At 50.2% G+C, this 13194-nt stretch carries 10 protein-coding genes and 1 tRNA gene; 5 read left to right on the top strand and 6 right to left on the bottom strand.

All coding sequences use genetic code 11. The features are described from left to right. The first annotated feature begins 11 nt into the window (after positions 1-11). Positions 12-2288 (top strand): nitric oxide reductase activation protein NorD, encoded by a 2277-nt coding sequence (locus tag AC0N03_RS16205; RefSeq protein ID WP_474289951.1) that lies wholly within the window; start codon positions 12-14, stop codon positions 2286-2288. A gap of 117 nt (positions 2289-2405) precedes the next feature. Next, complete coding sequence (locus AC0N03_RS16200; RefSeq protein WP_474289950.1) at positions 2406-3035, top strand: peroxiredoxin; 630 nt, start codon at positions 2406-2408, stop codon at positions 3033-3035. Positions 3036-3092: 57 nt separating this feature from the next. Here AC0N03_RS16200 and AC0N03_RS16195 read toward each other — a convergent pair whose 3' ends face one another. The 3 genes from AC0N03_RS16195 to AC0N03_RS16185 form a co-directional block, all read right to left on the bottom strand. Then, positions 3093-3857 carry an SDR family NAD(P)-dependent oxidoreductase gene (locus tag AC0N03_RS16195; protein WP_474289949.1) on the bottom strand — a complete coding sequence of 255 codons (765 nt, stop codon included), beginning with the start codon at positions 3855-3857 and terminating at the stop codon, positions 3093-3095. Positions 3858-3914: 57 nt separating this feature from the next. Beyond that, positions 3915-4382, bottom strand: a complete 468-nt coding sequence (locus tag AC0N03_RS16190; protein ID WP_474289948.1) for a MarR family winged helix-turn-helix transcriptional regulator — start codon at positions 4380-4382, stop codon at positions 3915-3917. 380 nt (positions 4383-4762) lie between these two features. Continuing rightward, positions 4763-4856 (bottom strand) — tRNA-Ser (locus tag AC0N03_RS16185). A gap of 117 nt (positions 4857-4973) precedes the next feature. Here AC0N03_RS16185 and AC0N03_RS16180 point away from each other — a divergent pair. From AC0N03_RS16180 to AC0N03_RS16170, 3 genes are all read left to right on the top strand, one after another. After that, positions 4974-6242 carry a tyrosine-type recombinase/integrase gene (locus tag AC0N03_RS16180; RefSeq protein ID WP_474289947.1) on the top strand — a complete coding sequence of 423 codons (1269 nt, stop codon included), beginning with the start codon at positions 4974-4976 and terminating at the stop codon, positions 6240-6242. Between the two features lie 110 nt (positions 6243-6352). Continuing rightward, positions 6353-7171 (top strand): hypothetical protein, encoded by an 819-nt coding sequence (locus AC0N03_RS16175; protein ID WP_474289946.1) that lies wholly within the window; start codon positions 6353-6355, stop codon positions 7169-7171. Between the two features lie 408 nt (positions 7172-7579). After that, positions 7580-10186 carry a hypothetical protein gene (locus tag AC0N03_RS16170; RefSeq protein ID WP_474289945.1) on the top strand — a complete coding sequence of 869 codons (2607 nt, stop codon included), beginning with the start codon at positions 7580-7582 and terminating at the stop codon, positions 10184-10186. A 371-nt stretch (positions 10187-10557) separates the two neighbouring features. On the opposite strand, the gene AC0N03_RS16165 is transcribed toward AC0N03_RS16170, so the two are convergent. The 3 genes from AC0N03_RS16165 to AC0N03_RS16155 all read right to left on the bottom strand — a co-directional run. Further along, on the bottom strand, positions 10558-11727 hold the full coding sequence (locus AC0N03_RS16165) for a hypothetical protein (RefSeq protein ID WP_474289944.1): 1170 nt from the start codon (positions 11725-11727) through the stop codon (positions 10558-10560). Between the two features lie 188 nt (positions 11728-11915). Further along, a complete protein-coding gene (locus AC0N03_RS16160; protein WP_474289943.1) occupies positions 11916-12980 on the bottom strand; it encodes a DegT/DnrJ/EryC1/StrS family aminotransferase in 1065 nt (354 codons plus the stop codon). Between the two features lie 13 nt (positions 12981-12993). Further along, positions 12994-13194, bottom strand: a 201-nt coding sequence (locus AC0N03_RS16155) for a hypothetical protein (RefSeq protein ID WP_474289942.1), incomplete at its 5' end; no start/stop codon positions are given.

Below are 13194 nucleotides of genomic sequence, written 5' to 3'. Positions count from 1 at the left end.
GGGCGTAAATCATGACTGAAGACGTGGTCGACAAGCTACTCAAAGACGCGCGCTCCACCGAGGTCGTCGGTCCAAAAGCCATGGAAGCGGTGCGCTCAGCCTTTGAGGGCGCAGCACTGGAGCGCTGGATATTCGCGTTCGAACAGGTAGCGCAGGCGCGGCTGGGACAAGGCGCTGTCATTAATTTTGCACTGGCCAGCGCCAGACTGGCGCGGGTGCACGGCCCGGAAGCTGCGCTTTCGATCGTGCCGATGGGGCTGAACATCGCCAAGCACGCAGGCGCCTCTTCGGCCTCCCGCTTTTTTGCAGCCGCCGGAGAATGCGGAAGCCATATCCGCGGAAATTCAGCCTTCAGAGTCTGGCTCAGAACAATGGAGGAACTGGGCGGTCTGGCGCCCGAGTCCATTGAACCCGTTCTCAAGGACGCCCCCCGTATCGGCCAGATTCTCGAGCCTATTGCTTTTCGCGCTTGGGTGCTGGCGGGTTTACGTTCAGGCGGAAGCGATGCCGCGCAAAGGCTGGCCTATTTCACGCATAGCGATGTGGCGACGCTCAAGCAATTTGACCGCACGGAGCAGGATATCATCTTTTCCGACCACGAACGTGGCCTGAAGGCTTTTCTGACGGCTTTGTGGGATCTTCATCCGATCATACGTACAGCCGCAATACGGGCCGGCGCCAAGGCACCGCGCCGCGCCTCGTTCGATGGTCTGATGGTGCGCATTCCGGAAAATTACGCTGGTTTTCGCGAAGAGAGGGCCTTGACCCATTTTCGCGCTGTTCTGGCCCATATCGGCGCACACTTGACCTATACCCGAGCCAAATTTCCCATCGGCACATTAAAGCCGATACAATTGGCACTTGTCGGCCTGATCGAGGACGCCCGGGTCGAAAGACTCGCGATGCAGGCGTTTCCGGGGCTCAAGCGCCTCTGGCTGCAATTTCATTATGCCAGGCCGGGCACGGCGCATACGGCCGACTTGCTGATGGCCCGGCTCTCGCGCGCGCTGATCGACGAGGATTATGTCGACGACGACCCTTGGGTGAACAAGGGGCGCATGATGTTTTTCGAGCAGCGCGAAAACTGGGACGATCCTGCGATAAGCCGCCGTATCGGTGGATTGCTTGGCAATGATCTTGGCCAGATGCGTATTCAGTTCAACGCCAAGACCCATGTTATCGAACCGTCCTACCGCGACGATAATCTTGGCCTGTGGAATTTCGATGAATTGCCGCCGGAGCAATCTGACGATGCCGAGACGATCATCGAATCCGTCCGTATACAGCAGGAGGACAAACCCGATCAGCCGCAGAAGCGCGAGCAGACGAATCCAGACGAGCCACCGGCCAATCAGGCCGCCCGTATGAGTGCGATTGCGGATGATGAAGGCTTTCCGATTGCCCGCCATCCCGAATGGGATCACGTCAGCTCTGTCATGCGCAACGACTGGACGACCCTGAAGGAATATCTCGTCCGGCCCGCACCTTCTGACAGTCTCGATCTCATTCTGCAGCAATATGCCGATGTTGAGGCGCGCATAGCGCGCATGGTCGGCGCGGCCAAGGTCAGCCGGCCGGTTCGTGTGCGCCGCCAGCCGCAGGGCGAGAAGCTTGATCTGGATGCCTGCATCCGCGCCACGATTGAGCGGCGCTCCGGCCTCTCGCCAGATACGCGCATTTATGAGACCAGCGTCATGCGCGCGCGCGATCTCTCAGTCTTGCTGCTGATTGACATATCGGAATCGACGCGCGACCGGGTGAAAGACACGAATACGACCATCATTGCGCTGGAACGCGCCGCCGCCGCGCTTTTATCGGAGGCACTGGGCGGATTGGGAGACCCGTTCGCCATTCATGCTTTCTGCTCCAACGGGCGGGAAGACGTGCATTATTACCGGGTCAAGGATTTCGACGAAAACTATTCCGCCGCGACGCGCCAGAAGCTAGCGGGTCTGCGCCCCATGCTGTCCACGCGTCTTGGAGCGGCCCTGCGGCAGGCCGGCGCCGAAATGTCGGCCTGCGCCACGCATCGCAAGCTGGTGCTGGTGGTGACCGACGGCGAACCCTCCGATGTTGATGTGATGGACCGGCGCCACCTTACCGAAGACGCGCGAAAAGCTGTGCAGCAATTATCGCATGACGGCGTCGATGTGTTTTGTGTCGGGCTTGATAATGGTGGCGAAAACGATCTCTCGCGGATTTTTGGACGCAGAAGTCATCTCATGATCGACCGGATCGAGAAATTGCCAACGCTTTTGCCGATGCTTTATCTGCGCCTTACCGCCTGAGTGCGCAAAGCGTTGGGCATAAAGCCGCATTTACATCTTTGTTGACTATTCGCATTTGCATCGCGCTTTCCACGGAATAAGATGCATCACCTAAAATCAACACGACGGAGAGAGATCATGTCCCTGCACATAGGCGATATTGCGCCTGATTTTAAGATCGAAACAACCAAGGGTCATATCAGCTTCCATGAATGGAGCGGCAACTCGTGGGTCTTCTTCTTCAGTCATCCGGCGGATTTTACTCCCGTTTGCACCACGGAAATGGGACGAACGGCGCAGTTGTCGAAGGAATTCGAGAAGCGCAACACCAAGCCGCTTGGCCTCTCAACCGATACGGTCGCCCAGCACGTCAAATGGATCGCCGATGTTAATGAGACGCAGCATACAGATCTTCAGTTTCCGATTGTTGCGGATGCGGAGCTGAAAGTATCCCGCCTCTACGACATGATTCACCCGCAGCAAAGCACGACGGAGGCCGTGCGCTCGGTGTTTATCATTGATCCGAACAAGAAAATCCGCCTGACCTTCACCTATCCGATGAATGTGGGCCGCAATTTTGATGAAATTCTGCGCGTCATTGACGCTCTGCAATTGGCCGACGCCCGGCAGGTGGCAACCCCCGCGGACTGGAAACCGAACGGCAAGGTGATCATTCCGCTGTCGGTCACCGACGAAAAAGCCAGGGAGAAATTTCCCAAGGGCTGGGAAGCTCCCCGTCCCTATCTGCGCCTGACCGATCCCAACTAAACCAGGCCGTCCTCAAAGCTGTTGAAAGACTGGCCGCCTCGCGAGGCGGCCTTTCTGTCAGGGCATGAGCTGGCCGCCGTTAATCTCGATCACCTGCCCGATAATGTAGCCGGACAATTGATCGGACGCCAGATACAGGATTGTGCCCGCGCAATCCTCAGCCGTGCCAAGCCGGCCCATGGGCACTGTCTTCAGCGCCGCTTCCAGTTGCTGCGCATTGGAATAGCGTTCATGAAACGGCGTCGTGATCACGCCCGGCGCTATGGCATTGACGCGGATATTATCGACGATCAGTTCCTTGGCCATTCCGCGTGTGAATGTCGAAACAAATCCCTTTGACGCCGCATAGAGAACCGCGCCGCCCGCTCCGCCATTGCGGGCCGCTATCGAAGAGACGTTGATAATGTTACCGCCACCCTGCCGCTTCATGACAGGTGCGATTTCCCGCATGAAGGCAACCACGGACCGTGCATTCAGGTCCATAACCCGGTCATAATGATCATCGTCGATTTCGGCCAGCAGCTTGCGTCCCAACATGCCGCCTGCATTGTTGACAAGAATATCGATGCGGCTGAACTCGGCCAGAGTCTGCGCAATAATCTTCGCGGCGGCATCGCGCCGCATCACATCGCCCTGAACGAGACCAACCTTGCCCCCGGCCTTGCTGATGCGCGCGGCGACCGCCTCTGCCTCGGCTTTGCTGGAATTGTAATGCACCATGACATGTGTACCATTATGCGCAAAAGCCTCAGCGGCTGCGGCGCCGATACCAGTTGAAGCGCCTGTTATCAGCACAACCTTGCCGTTCAGATCCTCGATCATCTTATCTAACCTTTTAGAAAACAAATATAAATAACTGAATTTATTATATTTTTAATTTTAAGAAGTTGCTCCGCCTGCGGGCGCAGGTGTCCGAATTTTTTCCAGAACATGAATGAGCTCCGGAGCATTTCGTTGAATCTCAGCCAGATGCTGGGCCGACAAATGCGCCAGCGTTTCCTCGGCCTTGGGCGTCAGCGACAAATAAACAAAACGGCGATCCTGGTCATCCGAAGAGCGCACCACCAAGCCAGCCTTGACAAGGCGATTGACGAGTTCAACAGCGGTGTGATGTTTTAGCAAAAGGCGCTCGGCCAGTTCTCCAACAGACAGTCCCCTGCCGCCGGACGAAAAGCCGCGGATCGCGAGAATGGCCTGATGCTGCTGCGGCGGCAAACCCGCATTTTTTGCGGCCTGTTCACTGAAGGCCAGAAACAACCGCAAGGCATAACGGAACGACGCCAGCGCAAAATAATCCTGCTCCATAAGAGCGCGCGGCGATGCCAGGTTATTGGAATTTTCATTCATGTTGAGTCCTTCATCCACCTTGCACGCCATCACGATTCTAGGACCGGCAGACATTATCATGCTGGCAAGCGGAGCGATCACCATACATTCAGTCTTACTGCCATGATCAACATTTCTCAATCGCGCAATTATTACGAATTTGGCTTCATCGCGACGACTTTAGAGATACGCTGCGCGAGTTCCGCCAAATCGACGCTATGACTCTGCAACCAATTAAAGAACGAAGCTCCAAGATTGAAGTGGATATCTAGGCCGCCAAATTGGCAACTGCATGCGGCTTTCGCATTTTATAACTTTGGAGATTTTGAAACGCCTTGTGGCACAGGAGTGACAGAGGGCAAATCAGAGTGTGAGATTTATCTCTAAGTCATTGATTTTGTTGGCGCACCCGACAGGATTCGAACCTGTGACCTCTGCCTTCGGAGGGCAATTTTGATGATTTGATATGGATCCTAGCTAGCTGAAATTTTTTGCTAAGTGTCTTATTATAATTAGCTTTTTATTGATGACATCTGCCTTTGTTTGCGAGATAATGCGCGAACTTGCTAGCTAATTGCTAGCTAATTGCTAGCTAGCTAGCACGAGTGTTCGATGGCAGAACGCAAGAAAATTGGTCTTAGAGAGGTCCGTAATTTGCAAGTCGGAGAGACGCAGTGGGATACTGTGGTCTCGGGCTTTGGCATTCGGCGCCAGAACAGCTCTGCGGTTTCCTATTTCATTTATTATCGTACGCTTGAGGGCCGGCAGCGCTTTCAAACCATAGGTCGGCACGGCGCGCCCTGGACACCAGACCAAGCCCGCGAAAAAGCCCGGGAAATTTTGGGTGATGTGGCAAAAGGGCTCGATCCAGCTGCTGAGAAAAAGGCCGCCCGTCAAGCAGAGACAATGACCCAGCTTTGCGATCTCTATTTGGCAGATGCAGAAGCCGGCCACTTGCTGACGCGCCGAAAAACCCAAAAGAAGCCCAGCACCCTCGCTACGGATCGAGGCCGCATTGAGCGCCACATCAAGCCGCTTTTGGGGCGGCAAAAAGTTGCGACGATTACAGTTCGAGACATAGAAGACTTCATGCATGCTGTGGCTGAAGGCAAAACAGCACTTAGGGCGAAAACAGAAAAAAGAAGAGGCGTGTCACATGTGCGTGGCGGAAAAGGCACTGCGAGCAGAACTGTTGGGCTTTTGGGTGGTATTTTCACCTATGCGGTGCGTCATAACATGCGGCCAGACAATCCTGTGCATGGCGTTATCCGCTATGCGGATAACCGGCGAGAACGTCGTTTGAGCAATGCCGAATACCAAATTCTTGGGACTGCATTAATGCAGGCGGAAACAGAATCTATATGGCCACCCGCTGTGGCAGCCGCGCGCTTTCTTGTATTAACCGGCTGGCGTAAAGGTGAAGCACTCAATCTGCGATGGAAAAACGTCGATTTTACGCGGCGCACCGTGATCCTGCCAGACGGCAAGACAGGTCGATCTGTTCGACCGTTATCGCAGGCCGCTTGCAGGGTACTGTCCTCACTGGAGCGACGCGCGGATGATGCATTGGTTTTTCAAGCCACACGTGGCAACGGGATCATGGCCGGCTTTTCGACGATGTGGGGCAAGATGATGGCCAAAGGTCCCCTGCCCTCCGACATAACTCCTCATGTATTCAGGCATTCATTCATATCGCTCGCAAGCGATTTAGGTTTTTCCGAAGCAACAATTGCTGCACTGGTTGGTCATAAAGGTCACTCAGTAACATCGCGCTATATTCACTCGGCTGATACTGTGCTTTTAGCTGCTGCAGATAGCGTGGCCAATGAAACCATGAAATTGATGGGCTGGGCGATCGATGCGTCAGCGCTGCCAGCCTAGATGCGAAATATCGCCGTATAGAACGCTGCGAGCGAAAAACTGCACGTTGAAATTCATCGGGCAGTCGTTAAAATTTATTTCATTTCGAACTTCCGCGCGGCTGAACTCGTATGCCCAACGTCACTGATACCCCCTTTCGGCAAAGCGATGATTTGTCATTCAGTGAAATCGCCAGCAAACAACTCGTATCCGGTGACCTGGATTTTGATGCAACCATGCAAGTCCTGACCCAGGCGTTTTTTCGCGGTGAGTTTGAACGAGGAGGCGAGAGCCTCATCTATCGCAATGATCTAGCCCCCATTACACGGCCTCCCCCCGAGGGCGTCGACATTATGTCGGACCGGCCCGGGCACTACTGGTACGGCCCTGACGGCATTTTGAAAACAGGCCCGGATGGGCAACAATATCTGACTGCAGAACGACGCTGCTGCTCCATCAATCGATCCGACTTCGCAAGGTACCTTGCTGGTAGCCCGGATTTTATGCCTTGGAATTGGGACGGCACCGAAGAAGGGCTTCGAGGCATCGCTACCCTTCCGATTACGAAATGGCCACTCCTGACGCGCGGGGGTCATTTTAATCAGTGGCGCATCGGCAGAGAGGCGTTCCTACGCTGGCGTAAAGAATCTCGATATAATGCAGAACAATGTCCGTCCGAAACTTTGCGTGTTGTTCCTCGGGGGCATGCTACGCGAAACAACCAACCGACGCCCTATGACCCCCAGAAAGCTGTCGAATTTTGCAAGGAGTGGATTCAAAGTAACCGAGCGCAAGGACCGGGCCATGTCGGTCGCGAACACTTTAGGAAACCATTCAAAGATGAATTCAATGCAGGTCAGAAAATTGCTGACTCCATTTACAAAGAAGCCAACAAACAACTCAATTTTGGTCGGGGCCATCGCGTGCCCAGGCCTACCTCAACCACCTAAAATCAAATCGCTCGTCTAAAAAGGTAAATCGCTGGTCCAAAAAAGTAAAATCGCTACCAACGCACCCCCGTTGAGTAGCGATTTTGATTGAACAAAAATAACACCGTCAAGATTGAGCAAGAATGCTAACGATTGATGGTGAAAAAATGCAACAGATTATTCCTGATAGGCTTGATGCCTTACTTACCCGTGACGCAATAGCTTCAGCGTTAACAGCCAGCGGCTTCCCGATAAAGCCAAAAACATTGGCAACCAAAGCGACCCGCGGGGGCGGCCCTCCCTTCAGATCATTCGGCAATCGGGTATTATATCGCTGGGGCGATGCCCTGGATTGGGCGCAGGGACGCCTGAGCCAGCCAAGATGCTCTTCCTCTGAAACCGATCTGAAGCCTGCTCGAGGAGGCCGCGATGACGCATGATCAAACAAGACTTGGCGGGGCTAGCCAGCAAGCCACTAACACAGCAGAAGCTGAAGAACATATGATCAAGTCGGCAGAAAGTACCTCATATGGTTCCGATAATAAGGGTGTGCTGTGTCTTCCACTTTCTCAGATCGAGGCAAGCACATCCGATAAAACCGATCAAACCGACCTTAAAATAATCTCGAACGCCGAGTTTCTAGCCGTAGTTTTTCGCGATGCCCCCGCCCAGACATGCCCCATGGTGACCAGTTTTAAAGGAAATCCTGCGGCGGACAAACCAAACGCATGGAAAAGTGCGGCATGGCATTCTGGATCTGCGGTTATTCGGTCGGACTATAACAATTATTTTAGCCTTTCTTCGTATGGTCCGGATGAGGCGGGCCAATATCACCGACGGAAATTGAACTTTCACGGGCTGCATGCGGTCATGCTTGACGACGTCGGTACTAAAGTCCCCGTGGAGAAGATTTCTTTGCCTCCTTCTTGGCGAATAGAGACTTCCCCCGGCAATTTTCAATACGGCTATATGCTAGCGGAACCGATCAAGGACCCAAAACAAGCCGATGACCTGGCAAAGACAATCATCGACGCAGGTTTATGTGATCCGGGCGCAAGCGGTCCGACAACCAGGCTGGCTCGCCTGCCGGTTGGTGTCAACGGCAAGAAAAGCCCCGCCTTTGCTTGTCGTCTGGCCGAGTGGAGCCCGGAGCGACACTACACAGTCCAAGAATTGCGTGAAGGACTAGGCTTAACGCAAGGCCCAAATATGCAAAGCGGTTCAAAGCGGACCAAACTGCCGGTGGTTTCGGATCCTCAAATTTTAATTCCTGCACCGCCAGAAAATAGGGTGCTATCCGCTCTTAAGGCGCAGGGACTTTACAAGCGTCCACTGGGTGGGGGCAAACACGATATCACGTGCCCTTGGGTGAGCGAACATACCGATGCCATTGATAAAGGAAGCGCCTATTTTGAGCCTGATAGACAATATGTTTCTGGGGGGTTTAGTTGTCGCCACGGACATTGTGCCGATCGACGAATTGGTGATTTGCTCAAAATCCTTGGACTCGAAGCAAATAGCGCCAGAATTCAACCGACCATCAGAATTGTTCCCGGTAAAATTCACTGCATAGTCGATATCGCCGAGAAAGAACTTGCCCGTTCGGGAAAATTCTATCAGCGAAGCGGTCAGATAGTTGCCGTCTATATCGACCCCAGTACTCACGAAGCTTCAATCCATGAGGTAAAACTGCCCGCGCTCGTCACAAACCTGGCGGAGATTGCCAACTGGGAAAAATTCGACGGAAGAACTGGCAATTGGACGCGCAGCGACCCTCCTAATCGTCACGTTAGCACTTTGCTGGATTTGCAAAAATACAATCATTTACCTGTCCTGCGTAGTCTAGCTCGACAACCAATTCTTCGTCCAGACGGCAGCATTTCGTGCAGTCCGGGTTATGATCCGGATTTACAGATCATTGGTATTTACCGCGAAGATAAATTTCCCATTCCAGCAAGCCCAACCAAAGAACAGGCTGAACAAGCTGCACGAATTCTGTCGGACTTGCTCAAGGAATTTAGCTTTGCTCGACCTGTTGACGCATCGGCAAGTCTGTCAGCCGCTTTGACAGCCGTAGTACGAAAAAGTTTGCCAACGGCGCCGATGTTCCACGTCCGTGCAGCGCAATCAGGATCCGGCAAGTCTTATCTCTGCGAAACGATACGCGCTTTTGCAACACCGCAAATTAGCTCGCCGATGACATTTCCTAATGATGATGAAGAATGTAAAAAATTGCTGGTAGCATCTCTTGCACCAGACCCTGCCGTAATAGAATTTGATAACCTCACCTGCGATCTTATGCCTCATAATAGTCTATGCACGGCATTATCATCGGAACATATCTCGGGTCGATATCTTGGCTCATCGAAAGTTGTAACCGTAAGCACACGCGTATTATTTCTCTCAAGTGGCAACAACGTTGGCCCCAACAAGGATATGATTCGTCGTTGCATTACGATAAATCTTGATCCAATGTGCGAAACGCCAGCAACACGCCAGTTCAATAATCCAAATCTTGTCACGGATATCTTAAAAGACCGAGAACAATACGTATCGTTAGTGCTTACAATTATTCGCGCCTGGATCGTCGCCGGTCGTCCAAAGACACCATGTCGGCAACTTGCTGGATATGAATCGTGGTCGGATCTATGTCGCCAGCCATTGTTATGGTTAGGCCACCCTGACCCTGCGTCGTCAATTTTTGAGGGATTGGCCGACGATCCAGACCGCGATATATTGGACAGGTTACTTTCCGCCTGGCATTCTGGTTACGCCAACAAACCAACCATGATTCGGCAAGTGCTGAAAGATATTACATTTGGTTCGGGGGATCATCATTCCAATCTCGCCGAACTACGCGCGGTGCTCTTAGACATTGCCGGCGAACGTGACGTTATCAATGCGCGACGATTGGGACACTGGATCAAGCGCCACGCTGGTCGAATCGTGTCTGGCTTACGCTTTGTACCTGCTGGAGGCAGTCGCTCGGCAGAGGCGTGGCGCGTGGAATATGTGGGCCCCCCAACCAAGACATAATCGGTTTTGTCAGTTTTGTCGGTTTTCGTGCTGCCCAACCAAAAAAATAACAGACGTAAAAACTTAATTTCAATCAAAGGGAATTCAGCGACAGTGTTGCCGAAAGGGCACACCAACGGTGCTTACGACGGAATTCAACTCGTTAAATCAACGATTTTGACTAAAAATCAAACCTGATACAAAAATACAAACATCATCCACGCTAAAGCCTTCGACTAAAAATTCAAAACGCACTATCAAGACGATTTATTATCAATTCAGGTGTACGTTTACTCAGCCATTATTATCAAAATGAATTGCAATATGTAATAGACACCAAACCATCGAACTTTTTATAAATATGATTGATAATATAGAATAAAACTAAAAATTTAATTTATTGGGAATATTTCAAATTCTCGCATAGCCAATTTTAAAATTCTACTTTTATAGTCTGAATATTCATATAGTTTTTTGTATTCCTGGCGCCATTCTAAATTTAAATTCTCGTATTCGTCCCTATTATCTTTTAAATATCGCATCCTATCACAGATTTCCTCGACCATTTGCTCTGAATTGGAAAAAATATTAAAATATTTCTTAAAGTGGATCGATGGGAAGAATTCCCTTTTGAACATGGCAAAACTTATTCCACCTTGATGAATGGGTTGCGCAAGATAACCATCAAAGCCCTCCCCGAAAGTAATTGCGAACATGCACCGGGTTGCTAAATCCATAAAATGATCAAAGGTGATATCCCGAATTTCGATAAGTTGGAAATCGGGTAGTTCAATTCGAATTCGCGCAAGACATTTTTCTTTATGAGGCGCGTCATCAAGAGAATAAATGATTAATTTTTCCTTCTCCGCGAATGTCGCGGGGGGATAAGCGCTAAGATCGGTATATGCTGGTAGGAGTATCGTAGGTAAGTGATACCTATCTGCAAATTCCTGCCCGAAATAAGCATGATGCGCCACTGACTGGGATAACTCAGACGACAGGTTTCGCAGACCCATCAGTAACTCAGGTTTCGGCATAAGTTCGATATTCTGATTCAAAATATTGATCATCAGTTTTCCAGCAACGGCAAATTTCTTTAAGAAATTAAATTCAAATTCGTTCAAATCATCAACGAATGTATCAGCTATATATTCCGGAATGTGAATGTATAACTCCTTCAGCCTGTTACATCCAATTATTTGATTAAAACGATAAACATTTTCTGAATTTATAAAATTTGTATTCCTATAATAGGTTATACAAGATTTTTGCGGTCTAGTTACAATTATTACCTCATATCCATGTATTCGATGCATCTGTCTCATGTGGGAAGCGATGGAGAACATCGAATAAATGCCGCCACTCATAGCATTATGTTCGGGCACAGCAATGACGATAAGGCGCTCTGCGCTACTTACAGCAGTTGGAAAGGTGGCATCCTGCATCGCAGCGGATACTCGAGTAAGATAAACCAGATCATTTTCAGGAATTTTACCAATAGAGTTGAAACTCTTTTGATTAAATTTAGCAACAAACTGTTGTCGGAGCTTACGACGCTCCATCTTTGTGCGACCACGCAAAGCTAAAACGTTCGAAATTAACTTTATAATGCTGTAAAATATCATTCAAGCCTCATGAATTTTCAGAATTGGCGTTATTAAAAAATATAGCCAAATGTATTTCGAGTAGCAACGCTCCGCATCTTAGATGCACGTATATACGAATTATAAATACACGATTTTATAATATTTTAAGATCTTTCTAAAAATACAGAGCGAATTTCACCTACGTCACTATCCTCCACCCCGCTGTGAAACGGTAGGCATAAAACTCTTGACTTTACGACTTCAGCGATAGCTGGGGTTCGCAATGAATGAATAGGGAATCCTCTATAAGGTTGAAAATCTGTACATATTGGGTGGAAATATTTCCGCGCAAAAATTCCGCGCTTCTTCAAATTTTCATATATTTGATCTCGAGATCGACCGAAGCGCTTCGGATCGATTTGAAGAGCGAAATATTGTTCTGAATTTACTACGTTAGCCTGCACTGGCTGTAATCGAATGCCTGGCAGTCCCTCTAGGAAAGCACTGTATTTCTGCCGCAATTCGGTCCGAACTGTCCGCTCCGCTTCGACTAGTGACAAATTTAGTAAACCTACCGCTGCTTGCAATTCATTCATTTTACCATTGATGCCAATGCTAACCACTTCTTCTTCGTTCTTAATACCGAAGTTTCTCAGATAATAAATTACCTGGCTATCTTCCTCTTTCGCTGTGGTAATCATCCCGCCTTCGAATGTATGAAAAAGCTTAGTAGCATGAAAGGAAAATACTGATGCATCTCCAAAAGTACCAATTGGACGGTCAGCCACTGTGCAACCGAAAGCGTGTGCTGCGTCATATATGAGGCGCAAATTATGCAACGTCGCAATTCGTTGAAGAGCTTCGACATCGCAAACAGTTCCGTAAACATGTACAGCAAGGATCGCAGATGTTCTTTCGTTAATAGCTGCTTCCACAGCTTCCGGATCGAGGGTTAAACTATCCGCCAATACGTCAACGAAAACTGGTACAAGACCATTCCAAGAAATTGCATGCGCTGTAGCTGCGAATGTCAAAGGCGTGGTGATTACCTCACTGCCCGGCGGCAAATTAAACATGCGAAGCGCCGCGAGCAGAGCAATAGTTCCGTTATTAAAAAGCATGGCGGTTTGAACGCCCAAAAAATTGGCTAGCTCCGCCTCAAGCTGTTCATGTAACGGACCACCATTTGTGAGCAATCTCCGCGCCCATATCCCTTCAAGCAAGGGCATAAGTTGATCCAAATTAGGAAGCATAGGACGAGCGACATAAAGCGGTGATGATGTCATTCGACGCATTTTGAGACCCTTTATTTGAATTAATATTTATAATGACCATATTGACCTGAGCCCCTAAATCTCCTCCAAAAATTTGGTAGAGTCTGTCGCTAGAGGAGACGGATAGGATGAAGCGTTCACGGTTCACGGAAGAGCAGATCATCGGGAT

Source organism: Methylocystis sp. sgz306128 (assembly GCF_056032725.1).
Note: the sequence above shows the minus strand (reverse complement) of the source record. Positions and strands in the feature narration are given on the sequence as shown.

Bases quoted from the DNA above. Each gene is read 5' to 3' on its own strand.
- AC0N03_RS16205 (WP_474289951.1), top strand. From the start codon at position 12: ATGACTGAAGACGTGGTCGACAAGCTACTCAAAGACGCGCGCTCCACC.
- AC0N03_RS16200 (WP_474289950.1), top strand. From the start codon at position 2,406: ATGTCCCTGCACATAGGCGATATTGCGCCTGATTTTAAGATCGAAACA.
- AC0N03_RS16195 (WP_474289949.1), bottom strand. From the start codon at position 3,857: ATGATCGAGGATCTGAACGGCAAGGTTGTGCTGATAACAGGCGCTTCA.
- AC0N03_RS16190 (WP_474289948.1), bottom strand. From the start codon at position 4,382: ATGAATGAAAATTCCAATAACCTGGCATCGCCGCGCGCTCTTATGGAG.
- AC0N03_RS16180 (WP_474289947.1), top strand. From the start codon at position 4,974: ATGGCAGAACGCAAGAAAATTGGTCTTAGAGAGGTCCGTAATTTGCAA.
- AC0N03_RS16175 (WP_474289946.1), top strand. From the start codon at position 6,353: ATGCCCAACGTCACTGATACCCCCTTTCGGCAAAGCGATGATTTGTCA.
- AC0N03_RS16170 (WP_474289945.1), top strand. From the start codon at position 7,580: ATGACGCATGATCAAACAAGACTTGGCGGGGCTAGCCAGCAAGCCACT.
- AC0N03_RS16165 (WP_474289944.1), bottom strand. From the start codon at position 11,727: ATGGAGCGTCGTAAGCTCCGACAACAGTTTGTTGCTAAATTTAATCAA.
- AC0N03_RS16160 (WP_474289943.1), bottom strand. From the start codon at position 12,980: ATGCCCTTGCTTGAAGGGATATGGGCGCGGAGATTGCTCACAAATGGT.